Annotated in this window: 18 protein-coding genes; 6 read left to right on the top strand and 12 right to left on the bottom strand. The window is 75.0% G+C overall.

The window, feature by feature from the left end; genetic code table 11:
- Positions 1-16 precede the first annotated feature (16 nt).
- The 5 genes from LWC35_RS27505 to LWC35_RS27485 form a co-directional block, all read right to left on the bottom strand.
- Complete coding sequence (locus tag LWC35_RS27505) at positions 17-691, bottom strand: MBL fold metallo-hydrolase (RefSeq protein ID WP_232873170.1); 675 nt, start codon at positions 689-691, stop codon at positions 17-19.
- Positions 692-742: 51 nt separating this feature from the next.
- Entirely contained in the window at positions 743-1,099 is a 357-nt protein-coding gene (locus LWC35_RS27500; protein WP_232873169.1) for a hypothetical protein, read from the bottom strand.
- A gap of 135 nt (positions 1,100-1,234) precedes the next feature.
- A complete protein-coding gene (locus tag LWC35_RS27495) occupies positions 1,235-1,921 on the bottom strand; it encodes a GAP family protein (protein ID WP_232873168.1) in 687 nt (228 codons plus the stop codon).
- 65 nt (positions 1,922-1,986) lie between these two features.
- Positions 1,987-3,303 (bottom strand): AI-2E family transporter, encoded by a 1,317-nt coding sequence (locus LWC35_RS27490; protein ID WP_232873167.1) that lies wholly within the window; start codon positions 3,301-3,303, stop codon positions 1,987-1,989.
- Between the two features lie 83 nt (positions 3,304-3,386).
- Positions 3,387-3,671, bottom strand: coding sequence for a hypothetical protein (locus tag LWC35_RS27485; protein ID WP_232873166.1), 285 nt, complete (start codon positions 3,669-3,671; stop codon positions 3,387-3,389).
- Between the two features lie 236 nt (positions 3,672-3,907).
- Here LWC35_RS27485 and LWC35_RS27480 point away from each other — a divergent pair, with 236 nt between their 5' ends.
- Complete coding sequence (locus LWC35_RS27480; protein WP_232873165.1) at positions 3,908-5,251, top strand: LCP family protein; 1,344 nt, start codon at positions 3,908-3,910, stop codon at positions 5,249-5,251.
- Between the two features lie 16 nt (positions 5,252-5,267).
- Here the strand turns inward: LWC35_RS27480 and LWC35_RS27475 are convergent, their stop codons facing one another.
- Complete coding sequence (locus LWC35_RS27475; protein WP_232873164.1) at positions 5,268-5,456, bottom strand: hypothetical protein; 189 nt, start codon at positions 5,454-5,456, stop codon at positions 5,268-5,270.
- Between the two features lie 4 nt (positions 5,457-5,460).
- Entirely contained in the window at positions 5,461-5,829 is a 369-nt protein-coding gene (locus LWC35_RS27470; RefSeq protein ID WP_232873163.1) for a hypothetical protein, read from the bottom strand.
- 77 nt (positions 5,830-5,906) lie between these two features.
- On the opposite strand from LWC35_RS27470, the gene LWC35_RS27465 reads away from it, so the two are divergent.
- On the top strand, positions 5,907-8,042 hold the full coding sequence (locus LWC35_RS27465; protein ID WP_232873162.1) for a S9 family peptidase: 2,136 nt from the start codon (positions 5,907-5,909) through the stop codon (positions 8,040-8,042).
- 7 nt (positions 8,043-8,049) lie between these two features.
- On the opposite strand, the gene LWC35_RS27460 is transcribed toward LWC35_RS27465, so the two are convergent.
- Positions 8,050-9,585 (bottom strand): MFS transporter, encoded by a 1,536-nt coding sequence (locus LWC35_RS27460; protein ID WP_232873161.1) that lies wholly within the window; start codon positions 9,583-9,585, stop codon positions 8,050-8,052.
- A gap of 92 nt (positions 9,586-9,677) precedes the next feature.
- Positions 9,678-10,586, bottom strand: a complete 909-nt coding sequence (locus LWC35_RS27455) for an MOSC domain-containing protein (protein ID WP_232873160.1) — start codon at positions 10,584-10,586, stop codon at positions 9,678-9,680.
- Between the two features lie 102 nt (positions 10,587-10,688).
- Between LWC35_RS27455 and LWC35_RS27450 the strand changes: the two genes are divergently transcribed.
- On the top strand, positions 10,689-11,063 hold the full coding sequence (locus tag LWC35_RS27450; protein WP_232873159.1) for an FKBP-type peptidyl-prolyl cis-trans isomerase: 375 nt from the start codon (positions 10,689-10,691) through the stop codon (positions 11,061-11,063).
- Positions 11,060-11,677, top strand: a complete 618-nt coding sequence (locus LWC35_RS27445) for a metallophosphoesterase family protein (RefSeq protein ID WP_232873158.1) — start codon at positions 11,060-11,062, stop codon at positions 11,675-11,677. The genes LWC35_RS27450 and LWC35_RS27445 overlap by 4 nt, the downstream gene beginning before the upstream one ends.
- A gap of 57 nt (positions 11,678-11,734) precedes the next feature.
- Here LWC35_RS27445 and LWC35_RS27440 read toward each other — a convergent pair whose 3' ends face one another.
- Both LWC35_RS27440 and LWC35_RS27435 read right to left on the bottom strand, forming a co-directional pair.
- Positions 11,735-12,835 (bottom strand): TerC family protein, encoded by a 1,101-nt coding sequence (locus tag LWC35_RS27440; protein ID WP_232873157.1) that lies wholly within the window; start codon positions 12,833-12,835, stop codon positions 11,735-11,737.
- 233 nt (positions 12,836-13,068) lie between these two features.
- On the bottom strand, positions 13,069-14,793 hold the full coding sequence (locus tag LWC35_RS27435) for a purple acid phosphatase family protein (RefSeq protein WP_232873156.1): 1,725 nt from the start codon (positions 14,791-14,793) through the stop codon (positions 13,069-13,071).
- Positions 14,794-15,387: 594 nt separating this feature from the next.
- Between LWC35_RS27435 and LWC35_RS27430 the strand changes: the two genes are divergently transcribed.
- On the top strand, positions 15,388-18,654 hold the full coding sequence (locus LWC35_RS27430) for an alpha/beta fold hydrolase (protein WP_232873155.1): 3,267 nt from the start codon (positions 15,388-15,390) through the stop codon (positions 18,652-18,654).
- Positions 18,651-19,601: an ABC transporter permease gene (locus tag LWC35_RS27425; protein ID WP_232873154.1), complete on the top strand. Its 951-nt coding sequence runs from the start codon at positions 18,651-18,653 to the stop codon at positions 19,599-19,601. Before LWC35_RS27430 ends, LWC35_RS27425 begins: the two co-directional genes overlap by 4 nt.
- Here the strand turns inward: LWC35_RS27425 and LWC35_RS27420 are convergent, their stop codons facing one another.
- Positions 19,602-20,909 (bottom strand): GAF domain-containing protein, encoded by a 1,308-nt coding sequence (locus LWC35_RS27420; RefSeq protein WP_232873153.1) that lies wholly within the window; start codon positions 20,907-20,909, stop codon positions 19,602-19,604. It lies immediately after the preceding gene.
- Positions 20,910-21,027: the final 118 nt, after the last annotated feature.

Raw genomic sequence — 21,027 nt, 5'->3', positions numbered from 1 at the left:
CGGCGCGATTGTCAGGTCACCAGCCCCGCTCGCGCCACTCCTTCAGCGACGGGCGCTCCTTGCCCAGCGTGGTGTCGTCGCCGTGGCCGGGGTACACCCAGGTGTCGTCCGGCAGCTCGCCGAACACGCGCGACTCCAGGTCGTCCATGAGCGAGGCGAAGTCCTCGGGCGACCAGGTCTTGCCCGGGCCGCCCGGGAACAGGGAGTCCCCGGTGAACAGGTGCGGGCGGTCCGGGCCGCGGTAGAGCAGGGCGATCGAGCCGGGCGTGTGCCCGCGCAGGTGGATGACCTCGAGGGAGATCTCGCCGAACTCCACGCTGTCGCCCTGCGAGACCAGCACGTCCATCGGGATCGGCAGCTCGGGGGCGTCGAGCGGGTGCGCGATCTGCCGGGTCTGGAACATGCCCGCCACCGCGCCCAGCGCCTGCCAGTGGTCCTGGTGGCGGTGGGTGGTGACGAGGTGCCGCAGCTCGGGCCTGCCGTCCTCGGCCCCGACCAGGTCGGCGAGGCGCTCCGGCTCGGCGGCCGCGTCGATCAGCAGCGCCTCGTTGGTGGCGGTGCAGGTCAGCAGGTAGGCGTTGTTGTCCATCGGGCCGACGGAGACCTTGCTGATGGTGAGCGGGGCCAGGCTCCGCCGGATCGCCGCGCCGCCGGGGTCGGTGTGCCCGCTGTACTCGTCCAGGACGTCCACGCGCGGCAGCCTAGTGCCGTGGGCCGTCCCGCGTCCCGCCGCGGAGGCCGGTCAGCCCCCCGCCGGGAAGATCCGCGGGAAGGTGTCCACCGCGTCCTGCACGACGAGGTACCCGTACACCACGAGCGCGATGAACAGCAGGCTCGCCAGCGAGGTCAGCACGTAGGCGACGATCCGCAGCACGGTGAGGGCCCGGCCGTCGCCCGCGGCGGGCAGGCGCTGGCCGCGCGGCGGGGTGTGGGCGGGCGAGGGCCGCCCCGCGGGGGCCCAGCCGGCGCGGGTCGCCTGCTCCCCCACGGTCGCCGGTGGGGCGGCGTCGGGCGCGGCCCGCTGGTACGGGACCGGGGGTTTCTGCCCGACGGCCCGGAAGCCGCCGCTCCCGCTCGTCGACGCCCTGTGCGTGCTCACCCGTCGAACCCCCTGCCCGCGTCCCCGGTCCTGCGGGCCAGTCTGGTCGGTGGAACCACGGTTGGTCACCCCGGTGGCGGGCGTCCACCCGTTCGTGGTACGCCCGTTGCGCCCGAGCGCCTTCGCTGCGTGGTGTCAGGGCGTCCGGGCGACCAGGTCGAGGATGCCGGAGGTGAGCAGGTAGCCGCCGAGCCCGCCGAAGAAGAGCACGGTGATCGGGCGGCGGTGCACCCGGATCCAGGCGACGAGCCGCTCGAGCACCTCCCGCGCGAGCTGCGGCCGGTGCGTCGCGAGCACGAGGGCCACGATCACGGTGCTGAACCAGATCGCGTTGTACACGGCCACCTGGACGAGCCGGTCGACCGCGCCCGCGGCCGAGGCCACGATCGCGTTCAGGGCGGCCAGGTAGGTCAGACCCGGCAGGTGGGTGAGAACGCCCGCCCCGGCGGCCCCGCGCACCGTCAGCCCCTGCAGCCGCCGCTGCATCCACGTCGGTTCGTCGCGCGGCGGCCGCTCGGTCCCCCGGCTCAGCGGCCAGGGCGACGGCCACCGCGCCCAGGCCGAGATCGCGTAGGCCAGCGCCGCCACGCCGAGGACGACGTCGACGAGCGGCCTGCTCGTCGTCGTCGCGGTGCGGGCGTTGAGCCCCTGCAACAGCACCACGACCAGGACCCCGACCGCGAGGGTGAACGCCAACCCGCCCGCCAGGTACGCCGTCAGCAGCCGCCGCGGGTTCCGGCTCGCCAGGATGGCGAACAGGGCGGCGAGCGCGGTGGGCCGGAGGACCGCGGAGAGCGCCAGCACCAGCGCCTCGGCGCTCACGGCTCGGTACCCACGAGTGGACCACCGGGCACGCGGTCAGCCACCGGCGCGCGTCGCACCGGGGCTCACGGGGTGACCTTCGGGTCGCCGCGCGGCGGTTCGGGCGGCTCGGCGGGACCGGACACGGCGGCGGACTCCCCGTCGGTGCCGCTCGCCCCGCTCGCGACGCCGGCCGGCTGGGGGTGCCGGTGCGCCTTCCGGGCGTTCCTGCCCTCCTTGCGCGCGGCCTTCCGCTCGGCCTTGCGCGCGGCCTTCGCCTCCTGGTCGGCGGCCGCCTCCTCCGCCTCCTTGGGCGTGGACCGCAGCCAGGCGTCCGCCCACCGCGCCTGCGGGTCGATGTCCACGAGCAGGGCCTTGACCAGCAGGGTCAGCGGGATCGCGAGGATCGCGCCGAGCGGGCCCAGCAGCCAGGCCCAGAAGAACAGCGCCACGAAGGTGATCGTGATCGACAGGCCCACCGCGTCGCCGATGAACCGGGGCTGGAGGAGCGACTGGATCACGAAGTTCAGCGCGCAGTAGACGACCACGACCACGATCGCGAGCTGTGGTCCGCCGACGAACAGCGCGAGCAGGGCGGGCGGGATCAGCCCGATGACGAACCCGATGTTGGGGATGTAGTTGGTGACGAAGGCCAGGAGGCCCCAGGTGACGGCGAGCGGGACCTTCAACAGCGCCAGCGCGATCGAGTCGAGCACGGCGACGATGAACCCGAAGATCGTCGTGACCAGCAGGTACTGCCGTGTGCCCCAGGCGAAGTGGCCGAGGGCCCGGATGACCTCGGGCCGGTCGGCGCCGATCGAGGCCAGCCGGTCCCGCACGCCCCCCGCCTCGACCGTCAGGAAGAGCAGCAGCGCGAGGAGGAAGACGAGGCTCGACGCGAGCCCGGCGACGCTGTCCAGCAGCGAGCCCAGCAGACCGGCGAGCTTGCCGAGGTCGAGCGAGCTCGCGGCCTGCTTCAGCTGGTCGGGCCCCACCCCCGCCTTCTTGAGGGCGGAGGTCAGCGACGTGACCAGCCCGTCGGCCTGCGACGCGTACTTGGGGACCTCGGTCGCGAGCCGCGCGATCGAGGCGACGATCCCGAGGGCGAGCACGATGAGGACCGCGTAGACCAGCAGGACGAGCACGAGCGTCGTCGCCCAGGCCGGCCAGCCCTTGCGCTTGAGCCGGTCCTGGACGGGGGCCACCGCGATGACGATGATCAGCGCCATGAACGCCGGGGCGATCAGCCAGGCGACCGCCTTGACACCCGCCAGCACCACGACGACCGCCGCGGCGCCGAGCAGCACGACGAGCGCGCGGGGCAGGCCCCGCTCACGCGGCCGCGTCCCGTTCCCCGGCAGGTCGTCCGGGGTGGCGGCGGGGGGTGGCACCGGAGTCGTCACGCGGCGACGCTAGGTCCGGCCGGGGGAACCCGGCCTCACCCGCCGCGGGCGAACGGGCGCCTCCCCCCGGGCGCTCCCGCTGGTCAGGGCACCGGTACCGCTCCCCGGCGCGGGGGTTCCGCGGCGCGCCAGGCGCCCGCGCCCGCGCCCGCGGCCGCCCGTGCCTGGGCCCACTTGAGCCTGGCGAGGTCCGCGGGCGGTAGCTCCGCCCGCTTGCTCCAGCTGCGGGCCGCCTTGACCGCGGCCGCCCCGGCCAGCAGCGACCCGCCCAGGCCGGCGAGGGCGCCCACGGCCAGCAGGACCACCGCCCCGATCAGCAGCCCGTGGTCGAGGTCCTCCCACGACGGGTCCGTCCGACGATCGCTCATCCCGGTCTCCTTCCTCCTGCGGTTCCGGGCGCAGCGTCGCGCCGCCGGCGCCGCCCCCGCCTCACCCGGCCGGAGTGACCGCGGGAGTTGGGCCGGACGGGTGGAGCTGATCATCCGGCCGCCGCGGGCGCCCGCCCGAGGCCGTACGCTGGGCAAACGGCCCCGGTGGCCGTGTCTCTCCTCTGGACGGTCGCAGCGTCGGGACGTGCAGTGGTCCCTGTGCGTGAGAGGAACGGATGGAGAAGCCGTCGCGGTCCCGCACGCTGCGCCGCGTGGTCGCCGGCGCCGGGCGGACGGGCGTCGTGCTGCTCGCCGTCGCGGTCCTCGCCGGCACCGGCTACGTCTGGGTCATGTCCCGGACCTTTGCCGCGGACCTCACCACCAGCTCGGTCCTGGCCGCGCGCGCGGGAGGCCCGGCGGGGTCGGCAGGGTCGACGGCGGCGCCGCGCCGCAGCTACACGGCGCTGCTGGTCGGCCTCGACAGCCGCACGGACGCGCAGGGCGAACCGCTCCCGCCCGACCTGCTCGCCGAGATCCACGCGGGCGACGACGGCGGGCAGCTGCACACCGACACGATCATGCTCGTGCGCGTCCCGGCCGACCCGGGCTCCCCCGTCGTCACCGTCTCTTTTCCGCGCGACTCCTACGTCCCGCTGGCCGACGGCAGCGGGCGCCACAAGATCAACTCTGCGTACGGCCGCGCCTACCGCGCCGAGCAGGAGCGCCTCGAGGCTCAGGGGGTCAACGGCGTCGAGCTGGACCGGCGCAGCCGGGAGGCGGGGCGGGCGAACCTCGTCGCGACGGTCGAGGCGGTCTCCGGCACCACGGTGGACCACTACGCGGAGGTCAACCTCGCCGGGTTCGTCGAGCTCACGGCCACGCTGGGCGGGGTGGACGTCTGCCTGAACCAGCCCGTCGACGACCGGGCCTACTCCGGGGTGGACCTGCCCGCCGGGCCGCAGACGGTCAGCGGCGCCGCGGCGCTGGCGTTCGTCCGGCAGCGGCACGGGCTCGACGGGGGCGACCTCGACCGGATCACCCGGCAGCAGGCCTTCCTGGCCGCGGTGGCCCACCAGGTGCTGGCCGCGGGCACCCTCGCCGACCCCGCCACCGTGTCCGGCCTGCTCGCGGTGGTGACGCGGCACGTCGTCGTCGACGCGGGGTGGGACCTGCGACAGCTCGTCGGGCAGCTGGGCCAGCTGGCGGGCGGGGACGTCGTGTTCCGGACCGTCCCCTCGCTCCGCCCGGACCTGTGGACCCCCGTCGACGGCGTGGCCGTCGAGGTCGACGACGACCAGGTCCGGGACTTCGTGCACACGGTGCTGTTCACGGACGCCCGCGCCGACGGCACCGCGCCGGAGACGGCCGACCCCGACGCGTCGCGGGTCCGGGCGAACGGGCCGACGCCCACCAGCACGCCGACCAGGACGCCGACCACGACCACGACCGCCTCACCGACCCCGAGCGCCATGCAGAACACCGCGGCCGGCACCGCGCCGACCTCCACGATCGGGGCACCCGAGGACCAGTGGCAGCACCGCCCGCTGATCGACGCCGCCGCCGTGCCCTGCGTGAACTGAGAACGCCGGGCCGGGGTCAGCCCGCCGCGTCCTGCTCGATGCGCGCCGCGCGGTCCCGGATCCGGTCCGGCGACCACGTGGCGACCTCGCGCAGCTGCTCGACCAGGGCGATCTCGACGGCCGCGTGCACGGCCGCCGGCGACACGGCCGGATCCACCGACCGCGCCGCGGCCAGCGCGCGGGCCGAGAGGTACACGTTGATCATCCGGTCACCTCCGATGGTGCAGATGCATTCCCAACGCCGCGGACGCAAAACGGAGACGGGCCGCGGGGCGAGCGGTCCTCCCGGTGGGGCGAGCGGGTCGGCGTTCCAGGAAGGCCGCCATCCGTTCCCGGTGCTCGGCGGTGCCGAAGAGCGGGCCGCCGCCTCGGCCGCCGCGGCGAAGCCCGCCTCGGTCCCGGGGGTTGACGAACGCCTTGCCCACCTCCACGGCGAGCGGCGGCAGCGCCGCCCTCTCCTCGGCCGGGTCCAGCGCGGCCGCCGGCGGCGCCTCCGGCACCAGCCCCGCGCGGGCGGCGGTGGCCGCGTCGATCACCCGCCCGGACAGGGCAAGCAGCCGTGTCCGGTGTCGGCCCATCACCTCTGCCAGCCACCGGTCGTTCGGCAGGGAAGGCCGTCCGGTCCCTGGGGACCCGGTCCGGCAGACTGCCCCTCGTGAGCCAGCCGATCACGCCGACCCGGCCCACCGCCGAGTCCTTCCCCCGCCTGCACGCCCGCACCCGCCGGTTCACCCTCGGCGCCCCACGCGGCGTCACCGTCTCGCCCGACGGCGGCCGGGTGGTCTTCCTGCGCAGCCGTGCCGGGACCGACCCCGTGACCTGCCTGTGGAGCCTCGAGGTGGAGACCGGCGAGGAGCGGTTGACCGCGGATCCCCGCGAGCTCGACACCACCGACGTCGAGGACCTGCCGGCCGAGGAGCGGGCGCGCCGCGAGCGGGCCCGGGAGCAGGCCGGCGGCGTGGTCGGCTACGCGACGGACCGGGCCGTGACCCGCGCGGTCTTCCCGTTGTCCGGCAAGCTCTACCTCGCCGATTTCGCCGGCGGCCTCGCCCCGCGGCTGATCGAGACCGACGGCGCGGTGATCGACCCCCGCCTCGACCCGACGGGCGCGCGGATCGCCTTCGTGTCCGGCGGCGCGCTGCACGTGCACCTGATCGCCGCACGCCTGACCGAGACGCTCCTCGTGCCCGAGTCCGACGACGTCACCTACGGCCTGGCCGACTTCGTGGCCGCCGAGGAGATCGACCGGATGCGCGGCTTCTGGTGGTCCCCCGAGGGCGACGCCCTCGTCGTCGCGCGGGTCGACGAGTCCGCGGTCCCGGTGTGGCACATCGCGGACCCGGCCAACCCCGACCGCACCCCGACCCCTGTGCGGTATCCCGCGGCGGGCACCACGAACCCTGCCGTGAGCCTCGAGGTCGTGGGGCTCGACGGGCGCCGCACGCCGATCAGGTGGGACGCGGGCCGCGACGAGTACGTGGTCGACGTCCTGTGGGACGACCGCGGCCTGTTCGTGATCGTGCAGCCGCGGGACCAGAAGGCCCTGCGGATGCTCCGGGTCGACCCGGCGACCGGCGCCACCACGCTCGTCGACGAGGAGACCGACCCGGTCTGGGTCGACGCCACCCCCGGCCTGCGCGCGCACACCGCCTCCGGTGCGCTGGTGAAGCTCGCCCACCGGGACGGGGCGCACCGCGTGCTGGTCGACGGCGAGCCGGTCACCCCGCCGGAGATCCAGGTCCGCAGCCTGCTCGACGTCGACGGCGACACCCTGTTGATCAGCGGCTCCACCACGCCCGCGTCGGTGCGGCTCTGGACGTGGAGCGCGGCCGGCGGCCTGGTGCCCGCCTCGCCCGAGGAGGGCGTGCACTCCGGCCGCCTCGCGGGGGGCACGTTCGTGCGCACCTCGACCGACCTCACGTCGCCGGCCGCGACCAGTGTCCGGGCGGCGGGCGGCGAGCGGGAGATCGCCTCCTACGCCGCCGAGCCGGGCCTCGACCTGCGGATCTCCCTGCACCGGGCCGGGGAGCGACGGCTGCAGACGGCGTTGCTGCTGCCGTCCTGGTGGGAGCCGGGTACGCCGCTGCCGGTGCTGATGGACCCCTACGGCGGGCCGCACGGCCAGCGCGTCTACGCCGCCCGCAACCCGCACCTGACCAGCCAGTGGTTCGCGGAGCAGGGCTTCGCGGTGGTCGTGGTCGACGGGCGCGGGATGCCCGGCCGCGGCCCGGAGTTCGAGCGGGCCGTGCACCTCGACCTCGCCGCGCCGGTGCTCGACGACCAGGTCGACGCCCTGCGCGCGCTCGCCGTGGAGAACCCGGACCTCGACCTCACCCGGGTCGGGATCCGCGGTTGGTCCTTCGGCGGGTTCCTCGCCGCGCTCGCGGTGCTGCGCCGGCCCGACGTCTTCCACGCCGCCGTCGCGGGGGCACCGGTCACGGACTGGGCCCTCTACGACACCCACTACACCGAGCGCTATCTCGGCCACCCGGACCGGGAGCCGGCCGCCTACGAGCGCTCCTCGCTGCTCGCCGACGCCGCCACCCCGGCCTCCGAGGACCGGCCGGACCGGCCGCTGATGATCATCCACGGGCTCGCCGACGACAACGTCGTGGCCGCCCACACCCTGCGGCTGTCCTCGGCGCTGCTCGCCGCGGGACGGCCGCACCAGGTGCTGCCACTCTCCGGCGTCACGCACATGACGCCGCAGGAGGTCGTCGCGGAGAACCTGCTGCTCCTGCAGGTGCGGTTCCTGCGCGACGCCCTGGGGGTGCCCACGCCGCCGGCCTGAGCGTGTCTCAGTCGTGCGAGATGTGGTGGGGCGTCCCGTCGTCGGCGGTGGCCCCGTCGCCGCGGGTGTCCGGCGCGTCGGGGTCCGGGGCACCCACGCACGACGCGTGCCGGCGCTCGTTGCGCAGGTCCCAGATCGCCACGCCCAGCGCGATCAGTGTCGTCAGGACGGCCACACCCAGCGCGCCCGCGATGCCCGCCTGGTACGAGCGGCCCGCGGCGGCCAGCACGCCGTAGAACACCCCGGCGACGACTGCGGTGCCGATGGCCGCGCCCACCCGCTGGCCCGTCTGCAGGGCGCCGCCGGCCGACCCCGCCATCCGGACCGGCACGTTGCGCAGGGTCATGGTGATGTTCGGCGAGATCACGAAACCGCCCCCGATCCCGCCGACGAGCAGGGCGGGTGCGGCGGCGATCCCGGCGCTCCCGCCCGGGACCAGCGCCAGGATCGCGGCGGTCGTGGCGATCCCGACCGCGACCAGCGCGAGGCCGAACACCGTGAGCCGGCGGCCGAAGCGCTCGACGAGCCGGCCGGCCACCACCGCGGACACCGCGGAGCCGACCGCGAACGCCGTGACCGAGAGCCCCGACTGCAGCGGCGTGTAGCCCAGGCCCGCCTGGAAGAACTGCGCGAACACGATCCAGACACCGGAGAACCCGGTGAAGTAGACGAGCCCGAGCAGGGCACCGGGGGCGTAGCCGGAGGTCTCGGTGACCAGCCGGACGTCGAACAGCGGCTCGGCGCCGACACGGACCTCCCGCCGCTCCCACCACAGGAACACCACCGCCAGGACCACGCCGATCGGGAAGAGCCACCACAACCGCGCGAGCCCACCCGACTCCGCCTGCACCAGCGGCAGCAGTAGCGCGAGCACCGCCCCGCCGAGCAGCCCGGCCCCGGCCCAGTCGATGTGCGGCCGTGCGCCCGTGCGCGCCTTCGGCAGCAGCCGCGCCGCCAGGACCACGGCCAGCACGCCGATCGGGACGTTGACGTAGAAGATCCACCGCCAGCCGTCGGGCTCGCCGAAGGCGGCGAGCAGCAGCCCGCCCACGATCGGTCCCGCCGCGGTCGAGATGCCGACCGTGGCGCCGAAGAACCCGAAGGCCCGGCCCCGCTCGGCGCCGCGGAACAGGCTCTGGATCAGCCCGGAGTTCTGCGGGGCGAGCGAGCCTGCGGCGAAGCCCTGCAGGAGCCGCGCGACCACGAGCAACTCGATCGTGGGCGCCGCGCCGCACACGGCGCTGAACGCGACGAACGCGGTGAGCGCGACGAGGAACATCCGGCGGCGGCCGAACGCGTCGCCGAGCCGGCCCGCCGGGACCAGCGCGAGGCCGAAGGTCAGCGCGTACCCCGAGACCACCCACTGCGCGCCGGCCGGGTCCGTGCCCAGCCCCCGCTGGATCGACGGCAGCGCCACCGAGACGATGCTGACGTCGAGCAGGGTCATGAACCCCGCGGCGAGTGTGACGGACAGGGCCCGCCAGCGCCGCGGGTCCGGCGTGTACTCCTCCTCGGTCCCCTTCCGGGCAGGGGCCGAGGTCATGAGGCGATGCGGGCGGGGTGAGGGCGTTCGGGCACGACGCCGGACGTTACCGCCGGCTCCCGCGACCCGCCTTCCGAACGCTCGTCCGGCGGTCAGACCGGCCCGAGGACGTCCCCGACCCGGACCGTGCCCGCCCTGACGACGTCGGCGTAGGCCCCCGCGCACGCCCAGGTCCCCATGCCCGGAATGCTGCGCCGGTTGAGCCTCGCGATCGTGCGCAGGGTGTCCCGGTCCTCGGCCAGGCCCTCCTGGGCCAGTGTCGTCATCACGCAGCGCATGGTCGGCATGGTCACCGTGATCCGCGCGTCACCGGCGTCGAGCGTCTCGCCGACCCACCCGTCCTCGACGAACCCGGGGCCCTCCCCCGTGTCCAGCAGCAGGTTCGGGCGGTAGCGGCGGGCGTCGAACACCGAGCCGGGGGCGGCCTCGGCGAGCGCGCCGAGCGTCGAGCCGGTGATCAGGTGCAGCACGCCGAGATCGAGGAAGGAGTCGGTCGGGGTGAGCCCGGCCGTGCCGATCCGGCTGACCGGCTCGCCCTCCTCGCTGTGCTCGACGGTGGTGTCGTCGATGAACGCCTGCGGCGCGAGCCCGTCGATCCGCGGCCACTGCTCCTCGAACTCGGCGCCGGCGGCCGGGTCGGCCGACAGCACGACCGCGCGGCCGAGCAGGTCGGAGAGGGCCGCGTCGAGTCCGGGCCCGTCGCTGCGCAGGGTGCGGCCGTCGGGGAAGGTCACGGCGACGGGCGGCGGGCCGGCGTCGGGCTCCGGATCGGCGACGAACGCGGCGTGGCAACCCAGGAGCGCGCCCCACTTCCGGGGGTACTTGGCGCTGGCCACGGTGCCGTCCTCGGCGTCGACGACGGCGTAGGCACGGTCGCCGAGGGCCCCGCCGGGCAGCAGGGCGAGCGCGTCGACCCGTTCCCCCTGCATGGACTTGACGGGGAACCGGTGGAGGGCGGTGATCGTCGCCAGGGTCGTCGCCGGTGACGCTGCTGTGGTCATGATCCCTTCGTAGCGGGCGGGCGGGGCCCCGCGCCACCTCCGGACGGCGGGGGTCTGGCAGGGTGGCGCCCGACCGACGCGAGACCCAGGAGGAACCCGACGATGGCACCGCAGAAGCCCGACGTCGACCCGATCGACGGCCCGGCCCCGACCGACCTCGAGATCACCGACATCACCGTGGGCGAGGGCGAGGAGGCGACGGCCGGCCACCGGGTGGCCGTGCACTACGTCGGCGTGGCGCACTCGACCGGCGAGGAGTTCGACGCCTCCTACAACCGCGGCCAGCCGCTGCAGTTCGGCCTCGGCGCCGGCCAGGTCATCCAGGGCTGGGACCAGGGTGTGCAGGGCATGCGGGTCGGCGGCCGGCGCCGGCTGGTCATCCCGCCGCACCTGGGTTACGGCGACCGGGGCGCCGGCGGCGTCATCAAGGGCGGCGAGACCCTGATCTTCGTGGTGGACCTGCTCGCGGTGCAGTGACGGTGCCGACGGTCGGCTCCGCAGGGTCCGCGTCCCTGCTCCTCGTCTCCGACACCCACGTGCCGGTGCGGGCGAAGGACCTGCCCGCGCCGCTGTGGGCGGCCGTGGAGTCGCTCGGCGCGGACGACCTCGTCGTCCACGCCGGCGACTGGATGGACCCCGGGCTGCTCGACGCGCTGGAGGCGCGGGCGCCCCGGGTCGTCGGGGTGTGGGGCAACAACGACGGTCCCGAGCTGCGCGAGCGTCTCCCCGAGGTGGCGCGGTTCGAGGTCGGCGGGCTGCGGTTCGCCGTGACCCACGAGACGGGTGCGGCGCAGGGCCGGGAACGGCGGATGGCGGCCCGGTTCCCCGACGTCGACGTGCTCGTCTTCGGGCACAGCCACATCCCGTGGGACACGACGGCGAGCCGTCCGGACAACACAGTGGCGAGCCGTCCAGACAACACAGTGGCGAGCCGTCCCGAGGCCACAGCGGCTCCCACCGGCCTGCGGTTGCTGAACCCCGGCTCCCCCACCGACCGTCGCCGTCAGCCCACCCACACGTGGATGACGGCGACGGTGCAGGAGGGCGAGCTGCGGCGGGTGGACCTGGTCCACCTGGAGGACCTGGGCTGACGTGCCCGTGTGCGGCGCGCGGTGCTCCGGCGTCGCGTGCCGCGCACGGGTCAGCGGTCAGGAGTGCTCGCGGTCGTAGCGGGCCATCTCCTCGTCGATCTCGCGGTCGTGCCGGTCCATCGCCTCGGCCTCCTCACGGGTGTGCGCCACCGGCACCGCGACCGCCGAGCCGTGCCCGTCGGCGAGCTCCGGCCGGCGCCGCACCGCGACCAGGCTGGCCACCGTCGTGATCGCCAGGACACCGACGATGACCAGCAGGGACACGGCGATGCTGACCTCCGGTACCGGGATCGGCTCGCCGCCGTTGAGGAACGGCAGCTCGTTCTCGTGCAGGGCGTGCAGCACCAGCTTCACGCCGATGAAGGCCAGGATCACCGCCAGCCCGTAGGACAGGTAGATCAGCTTCCGGAGCAGCCCGCCGAGCAGGAAGTACAGCTGGCGCAGGCCCATCAGGGCGAAGGCGTTGGCCGTGAAGACCAGGAACGGCTCCTGGGTGAGGCCGAAGATCGCCGGGATGGAGTCGAGGGCGAACAGCAGGTCGGTGAGCCCGATCGCGATCATCACGATCAGCATCGGGGTGACCCAGCGCTTGCCGTCGAGCTTCACGGTGGTCCTGGAGCCGTGGAACTCGTCGGTCACCGGCAGCACGCGCCGGACCAGCGAGACGACGCGCGGCTCCTTCCACTCCTCGTCGTCGCTGCCCATGCCCTGCCGGACCATGTTCACGGCGGTGTAGACCAGGAACGCGGCGAAGAGGTAGAACACCCAGCTCAGCGCGTTGATCGCGGCGGCGCCGACCGCGATGAACAGGCCGCGCATCACGAGCGCGATCACGATGCCGACCAGCAGCACGCGATGCTGGTGGATCGCCGGCACCGCGAAGCTCGACATGATGATCACGAAGACGAACAGGTTGTCCACCGAGAGCGAGTACTCGGTGATGTAGCCGGCGAAGAACTCCCCGGCGTACTGGCCGCCCGCGAAGTACCAGATGCCGAGGCCGAACAGCACGGCGAGTGCGACGTAGAACAGCACCCAGCGGGTGGCTTCCTTGATCGTCACGGCGTGCGGTTTGTGGTCGACCAGGAACAGGTCGGCCAGGATGATGGCCACCAGGCCGCCGATGGTGGCGAACCAGAGCCAGACGGGCACGTTCACGCGGGGAGCCTCCAGGGGTCTCGGGCAGCACGGGACTGCCCCGAGGTCTCTCCCCTCCGCTGTGCTGCGGATCGGTGGCGCCGGGTTCGGGACCCGCATGATTGTCGTTCCCGGGCTGCGGGCCCTTCTCCGTGCTGACGACGCCACCGTGACCGGGATACTCCCCTGCGGTGCCCGTCCAGTCTGCCCGCCCCGCTGCACCCTCCGCCAGCGGGGGTGACCGACCACACCGGTCAGAGGCTGTGAAAGGGGGACGAAGGGGACGAACCGGCGGGCACGGACAACCCGGTCGGGGTATGCGTCCAGCCCGCCGGCACCGCCGGGGCGGGTGCGCCGGGCACGGCAGGCACGCCGGGGACCGGGCGGGCCAGGTCGACGCGGTCGATCTCCTCGCCGTCGGCGGTGATCGCGTGGACCCGCATCGTCGCGATGCGGCCGGGCGCCTCGGGCTGCACCTCCACACGCAGGTAGGCGTAGCCCGCGTAGCGGACCCGGGACCAGGCGACCGTCTCCGACCTGTCGCCGTCCTTGCCGATCACCCGGCTGCGGATCTCGCGGTCCGCCCCGCCCCGGCCGCGGTACCGGTCGCCCCCGCCGTCGAGCCAGCCGTTGCTCCTGCGCCCACCGGAGCCGACACAGAGGTAGGTCGTGCCGTCCGTGGCCGGCCGGACGGTGGACCGGTCCGGGGCCTCCCGGGTCGCCTGGCCGTCGCGGATCGGGTCCGTGCGCTCGTACTGGTGGTTGTGCCCCTGCACGGCCAGGTCGACCGAGAAGCGGTCGAAGAGCGGCGCGAGGGCCGAGCGGACGCCGCCGTCGGAGGCGTGCGAGTCGCTCGTGGAGTAGGCGCAGTGGTGGAAGAACACCACGACGAAGGTGATGTCGGGATCGGCACGGAAGGTCGCGAGCGTGTCGGTCAGCCAGCCGACCTGGGCGCCGTGGCTGTAGCCGGTGTTCGCGCGGATCTCGGTGGAGAGCTCGTTGGCGTCGACGCTGACCACCCCCACGCAGCCGTGGGTGAAGGCGTAGACCGACGGGCAGCCCGACGGCCCGGTCCGCGGCAGGTCCAGCCGCGCCGCATGACCGCCGTAGCCGTGGCCGGAGTCGCCGTCGTCGTAGACGGCCTCCATGTCGTGGTTGCCGGTGGCGAACATCCACGGCGTGCTCGCCGCGCTCCTCTCGATCGCGGCGAAGTACTGCGTCCACAGGCCCGGGTCGAACGAGTCGTCCCGCTGACCCTTGCCGGCGCGGTCGGCGTAGCAGATGTCACCGGCCAGCAGGTGGAAGGCGGGGGCGTCCTGCGCGACGAGCGCGGTGAGCGCGTTCGGGGGCGCCGCGCCGCCCTTCCCGTCGCCGCCCTTGCCGTCCTCGGAGGCGACGCCCTGGTCGGCGAACGCCGTGAAGGTGAACGGCGTGCGGTCGCCCTTCGCCGGGGCGGTCCGGAAGGTGGCGTCGGGCGTCGTCGAGCCGTCGGGGAGGCGGAAGCGGTAGTGGTAGGTCGTGCCGGCCGTCAGCCCCTCGGCGCGCGCATGGGCGAAGAGCTGCTGCCCGCCCCGGACGTCCTCGCCCCGCGGCACCTGACTGACCAGCTCGCGCAGCTCCACGGGCACGCTCGCCCCGTAGCGCTCGTCGAGGCCGAGGTCGAGCAGGACGTCCCCGGCGGGCTTGCGGGTCAGCTCCCCGGCGATCGCCATGGAGGTGCGCGGGTCGTCGCCGAACGCGAGGTGCCGGCCGACCAGCCCGGTCTCCGCCGCCGCCCGCGCCACCCCGGTCCACGGCCCGCCGGCGAGCGCGAGCCCCGCGAGCGCGCCGATCCCGCCCCGCAGCGCCGCCCGCCGGGTGATCGGCCGGCGCCGCAGCTCGGTGCGGATCCACTCGTGCTGGTCCGCGATCGTCATGTCGCGGGCCAGGCGGCGCGGGATGCCGAGATCGGGCGTCTCACCCTCCGGGTTCACGGGCACACCCCGACTGTCACCCGGTGATCCTCCCGGGTGCCCGAAGCCGCGCGGCGCGTCGGGAAAGGCCGACGACCGGGTGACCGTCGGAAGGGGTACGAGGCCGGGCGAGATGCGCGGCCGGGCTCGTCGAACCGGCCGTGGTGCAGCCGTCGCTGTCGGGCGGTGGGTGCCTCGACTCCCGTCCACCCGCTCTCCGGCCCCCATGATCACTGGTCGTGGAGCACAGGCGTCGTAGAACGACCGTCGCACTCCAATGTCGACGATCATGGACCGAGGAACGCTCTTGTGTGCAGGAGCCGCAGCAGCGCGGCCGATGCACCGCGACTCCCACCGCCGCTCACCCGCCATCCCGGCAAAGATCACGAGTTGCGGAGCGCGGACGTCGTTGAGCGACCGTCCCGATCCACATCCGACGATCTTGGAGCCCGCCCTGTCGCTCAGGCCGTGTGGCTCGTCACCCGCGGACGAGCGCGCGGCCATGGCGCCGTGCTGCCGAGCCGGCTGAACTGGGCGGATCGGGCGATCCGGATACTCCCGACTGAGAGCGTCCTGAGGCGCCGCGCGCGGTGGGGCGCTCGCCGCGGATACGGTTCGCGGGTGTCCCGCCTGTTCCGCGCCGTCGGCGCGCGTGCCGTCGTGCGCCGGTCCGTGCGTGACGAGCGCAGACCCGAGCATTCCCGCACGCGCGCGGTCCCCGGAGCGCGGCGGATCCGCCGCACCTCCGCCCTCGGCACCGCGGTGATCGCCACGGTGGCGCTGCTCGCCCTCACACCGGGCACCGCCGCCGCGGCCACCGTCCCCGGCGCCACGCCGACCCCCACCCCCACCTCCGCGGACATCCGGACGAGCGACCAGCGCATCGACGTCCGCGGCGGGCCGGGCGTCCCCGGCACCGTCTCGCTGGACACCACGCTCTACCTGCCGGCGACCACGCCGGCACCCGCCGTGCTCGTCGCACACGGGTTCGGCGGGAGCAAGCGGTCCGTCGACACCGACGCCCGTCAGCTCGCGGACCGCGGGTACGTCGTGCTCACCTGGTCGTCGCGCGGGTTCGGGGCCAGCGGCGGGCAGATCGCGCTCGACTCCCCCGACCACGAGGTCGCCGACGCCGAGCAGCTCGTCGACTGGCTCGCGCAGCGCCCGGAGGTGAAGCAGGACGGCCCCGGCGACCCGCGGGTCGGCGTCACCGGCGGCTCCTACGGCGGCGCCCTGTCGCTGCTGCTCGCCGGGTACGACCGCCGGATCGACGCCCTCGCCCCCGTGATCACCTGGAACGACCTGTCGCAGGCCCTCTTCCCGAACGCCGGCGGCCCCACCGACCTGCCCGAGGACACCCCGGCCCGCGGCACCTTCGGCGGCGACGGCGTGTTCAAGCGCGGCTGGGCCGGGGTGTTCTTCTCCTCCGGCTCGAGCAGCACCGGCCCGGGCGCGGGCGCCACGGGGGACGACGCCGGATCGAGCGGGAGCACGAACGGCACCGGCAGCACGAACGGCACCGGCACCTCCGGCAGTTCGACGACCGGCTCGACGGACGGCAGCGGCGCCGGCGGCTCCGGCGACGCCGCGTCCGGCGGCTCCGGCTCCGGCGGCAGCACCGGCAGCGGTTCGGCCGACACCTCCACCACCGGTGGCACCGACCCGGGCGCCAGCCGCTCCGGCAGCGGCTCCGCCGACACCTCCACCACCGGCGACGGCACCGCCTCCGGCACCGCCTCCGGCAACAGCACCACCGGCGGCACCGACGACCTGGCCTCCGCCCTGGGCGCCCGCACCGGCGGCGGCCTCCCCGCGTCGGCCGTCCCGCCGAACGCGCCGCCCGTGACCTGTGGGCGTTTCGCCGCCGAGGTCTGCGCCGCCTACACCGAGGCTGCCACCACCGGCCGCCTCTCCCCCGCCACCGAGGCGCTGCTGCGCCGTTCCTCGCCGGTGTCGGTGACCGACCGCATCACCGCACCGACGCTGATCGTGCAGGGCGAGCAGGACACCCTCTTCGGCCTCGACCAGGCCGACGCCAACGCCCGCCAGATCGCTGCGCACGGCACACCGGTCAAGCTCGCCTGGTACGCGGGCGGGCACGACGGCGGCGCCCCCGGCCAGGCGGTCCGCGACCAGATCGGCGAGTGGTTCGACTTCCACCTGCGCGGCACCGGTGAGGACCCCGGGGCCTCCTTCTCCTACGAGGTGGAGAGCGGCATCCGCGCCGGCCGGACCACCACGACGAGCCGCACCGTCGGCGCCGACGCCTACCCCGGCCTGTCCGGCGCCGCGCCCGTCACGACCCAGGCGCTGTCGCTCGAGGGCGGCCCGCAGGTCGTCGCCAACCCGGCGGGCGGGAACCCGGCGGCGATCACCTCGCTGCCCGGCCTCGGCGGCGCGCTCGGCTCGCTGGGCAGCCGACTCTCGGCGTTCACCGCCGACCTGCCCGGTCAGTCCGCGCTCTTCACCGGGCCGGCCCTCACCTCGCAGACGGACGTCGCCGGCGCACCGCGCATCGACGTCACCGTCTCCCGGATGCCGGGCCAGCCCGCCGCCGAGGAGGCGGTGCTGTTCGCCAAGACCTACGAGGTGGGCCGGGACGGGTTGCGCCAGCTGCTCGGGAACGCCGTGGCTCCGGTCCGCGTCGCCGTTCCGGCCGACGGCAGCCCCGCCCGGGTGTCGATCACGCTGCCGGGCGTCGTCGCGCCGATCGAGGTCGGCAACCGGCTCGTGGTCTCGATCAGCACGACCGACCAGGGCTTCGCCTCCCCCGCCGAGCCCGCGGTCTGGCGGATCGGGCTCGCCGAGGGTGCCACGCTCGACGTGCCGGTGGTGCCCGGCCGGGCCGTCACGACCAGCACGGTGCCGGTGTGGCCGCTGGTCGGGATCGGCGTCGTCCTGCTGCTCTCCCTGGTCGCCTGGCTGGTCGCGGGGGCGTTGCGCCGCCGTCGGGAGGTCCCGCCGGCCGGGGCCGCGGACGCGCCGCCGCTCGAGATCAACGGCCTCGCGAAGACCTACAAGGGCGGGTTCAGCGCGGTGAAGGAGGTGTCGTTCACGGTGCGGCCCGGCATGGTCCTGGGGCTGCTCGGGCCGAACGGCGCCGGCAAGACGACCGTGCTGCGCATGCTCATGGGACTGATCTCGCCGACGGCCGGCTCGATCCGGGCGTTCGGCGAACCCGTCGGTCCCGGTGCCCCCGTCCTGGCCCGGATCGGGGCGTTCGTGGAGGGCCCGGGCTTCCTGCCGCACCTCTCCGGCGCCGACAACCTGCGGCTCTACTGGGCCGCGACCGGGCGGCCCACCGAGGAGGCGCACCTCGAGGAGGCACTCGAGATCGCGGGGCTCGGCGAGTCCGTGCACCGCCGCGTCGGCACCTACTCGCAGGGCATGCGACAGCGGCTCGCGATCGCCCAGGCCATGCTGGGGCTGCCGGAGCTGCTCGTGCTCGACGAACCGACCAACGGGCTCGACCCGCCCCAGATCCATGCCATGCGGGAGTTGCTGCGCCGCTACGCCGAGGGCGGGCGGACCGTGCTCGTCTCCAGCCACCTGCTGGCGGAGGTCGAGCAGACGTGCACGCACGTGGTCGTCATGCACCACGGCCGGGTCGTCGCCGACGGCACGGTCGACGACATCATCGCGGGCGGCGGGGCGGCCAGCTTCGGCGTCGACGCCCCGGACCGCGCGGTCGAGGTCCTCGCGGCGCTCGAGGGCGTCCGTGACGTCGCCGCCGACGGCCGCCTGGTGCACGCGGAGCTCAACGGCACCCCGCGCGCCTCGGCGGTCCAGGCCCTGGTCGCGGCCGGGATCTCGGTGGAGTCCGCCGGACCGCGCCGCCGCCTGGAGGACGCGTTCCTGCAGCTCGTCGGAGAGGACACGGCGCCATGACGAAGCAGCCGAAGGAGCACGAGTCGCGCGCCGACTGGCTGCACCGGGACGCACGGTACGCCGACCCGTCGACGCGGAAGGGCCACGTCGGCCTGCTCGCCGCCGACGGCTCACCCGCGTCCTCGTACCGCGCGAACCGCACCCTGCCGCTGCGCGTCGAGCTGGTCCGCCAGCTCAGGCGGCGCCGCACGCAGGTGACGTTCGCGCTGGTCGCGCTGCTGCCGGTGATCCTCTGGATCGCCTTCTCGCTGACCGGCGACGACAGTCCGGGCACGTCGGTCAACCTCGTGGACCTGGCGAAGGGCAGCGGCACCAACTTCGCGGTGTTCGCCCTGTTCGCGACGGCCGGGTTCCTGCTGGTGGTGGTCGTGGCGTTGTTCTTCGGCGACACCGTGGCCTCGGAGGCCTCCTGGTCGTCGCTGCGCTACCTGCTGGCGGCGCCCGTACCCCGCGCGCGGCTGCTGCGGCAGAAGGCGATCGTGGCCGGGCTGCTGTCCTTCGCGGCGCTGCTGCTCCTCCCGGTGACGGCGTTGATCGTCGGCACGCTCGCCTACGGCACCGGCGACCTGGTCAGCCCCACCGGCGAGTCCCTGGGCTACTGGGCCGCGGCCGGGCGCGCCCTGCTCGGCGGCGTCTACGTGGCGGTGAACCTGCTGTGGGTCGCCGGGCTGGCGCTGCTGCTGTCGGTGAGCACGGACGCCCCGCTCGGTGCCGTCGGCGGCGCCGTGATGACGTCCATCGTCTCGCAGATCCTCGACCAGATCACGGCGCTGGAGGACCTGCGGAACTACCTGCCGACGCACTACGCCAACGCCTGGTCGGACCTGCTCGCGAGCCGGATCGACTGGGGGGACATGACCCGCGGCGCGTTCGGGAGCATCACCTGGGCCGCGGTGCTGTTCGCGCTCGCGGCGTGGCGCTTCCACCGCAAGGACATCACCAGCTGATCAGCCCCCGGCCTCCAGCAGCGCGCGGATGCCCGGGGCGGTCGAGCCCGCGAGCACCGTCCCGGCCAGGGGCGGGACGTGCACATCGACCTCGTCGGCGATCCGGTAGGGCCGGGCGAGCAGCAGCCCGCCCAGCCCGCGGCGCAGCCTGCTCATCTCGGCGCGGACCGTGACCAGGTGGTCGCGGTCGCCGTAGAGCGCGGCGGACAGGGCGCCCGCGTCGAGCCCTCTGGCCCCGGCGCGGGCGAGCAGCACCAGCAGCTCGGCGTGCCGCGTGGAGAGCGGGTGGACCCACCGGGCCGACCCGTCGACGACCGCGCGCGGCCGGCCCGCGGCGAGGTCCAGGGTCAGGGTCAGGCCGCCCGACGTCGTCGAGCCGCCGTCGGCCGACCTCAGCAGCCATCCGCCCGGCACCGGCTCGGGGAGGCACAGCCCGACCCCGTGCACGGCCAGCGGCCGGTCGGCGCGCGGCGCGGCGACCCGCTCGATGCTCGGCATCCCGGTGACGGCGGCGACCCAGCCGTGGTCGTCGACCACCAGCCCGGCGCCGGGCACCGCGGACAGCAGCGGGGCCGCGACGCCGCGCAGCGCGTCCAGCCGGACCTCGTGCTGACGCCACAGGCTCGCCTCGGCCAGCTTCACCGCGGTCCCGACCAGCGCGACGGTCGTCGGGTGGATCGTCTCGGCGGGCCCGCTGACGTCGACCACGCCGAGCAGCTCGCCGGTCCGCGGGTCGTGTACCGGGCAGGCGGTGCAGGTCCAGACGTGGTGCGACCGCACGAAGTGCTCGGCCGCGAAGAGCTGGACGGGCGCGCCCTCGGCCAGCGCGGTCCCGATCGCGTTGGTGCCGACGGACGCCTCGGACCAGTCCGCGCCCTCGGTGAAGCCCAGCGCGTCCGCCCGGTGCCGGACCCGGTTCGAGCCCTCGCGCCACAGCAGGATCCCGTCGGCGTCGGTCACGACCATGACGTGCCGGGCGTCCTCGGCCACCGAGGTCAGCGCCGCGCGCAGCTCCGGGAGCACCCGCTGCAACGGGGAGCCGGACCGCCGCCGTTCGACCTCGTCGGCCGCGAGCGGGCCCACGGGCTCGCCGTGCTCGGGGTCGACGCCCTGGGCACGCACGCGCTGCCAGGACCGGGCGACCAGCGACCGGACCTCGGGCGACGGGCTCGCCCCGCTCAGGACCGCGTCGCGCAGGTGGGCGAGGACCTTCGCGTGCCGCCCCACGTCCGTGCCCGGGCGGACCGCGCACACCGCGCGCCCGCCCGAGGCCCCGTCGGGACCCAGGTTGATCTCCGCCCGCGCCACGTCACCTCCGCCCCGCCCCGGTACGGCTCCGATGTGCGGCCGCGGTGCGACGCGCGTCACGGCGACGGGACGTGTCCCCCACCATAGCCCGACGGCGGCGGGCACCGGGCCGTCCGAG

This window comes from Pseudonocardia kujensis, assembly GCF_021283305.1.
GTDB lineage: Bacteria > Actinomycetota > Actinomycetes > Mycobacteriales > Pseudonocardiaceae > Pseudonocardia > Pseudonocardia kujensis.
The sequence above is the reverse complement of the archived record's forward strand: the minus strand, read 5'-3'. Positions and strand labels throughout refer to the sequence as shown.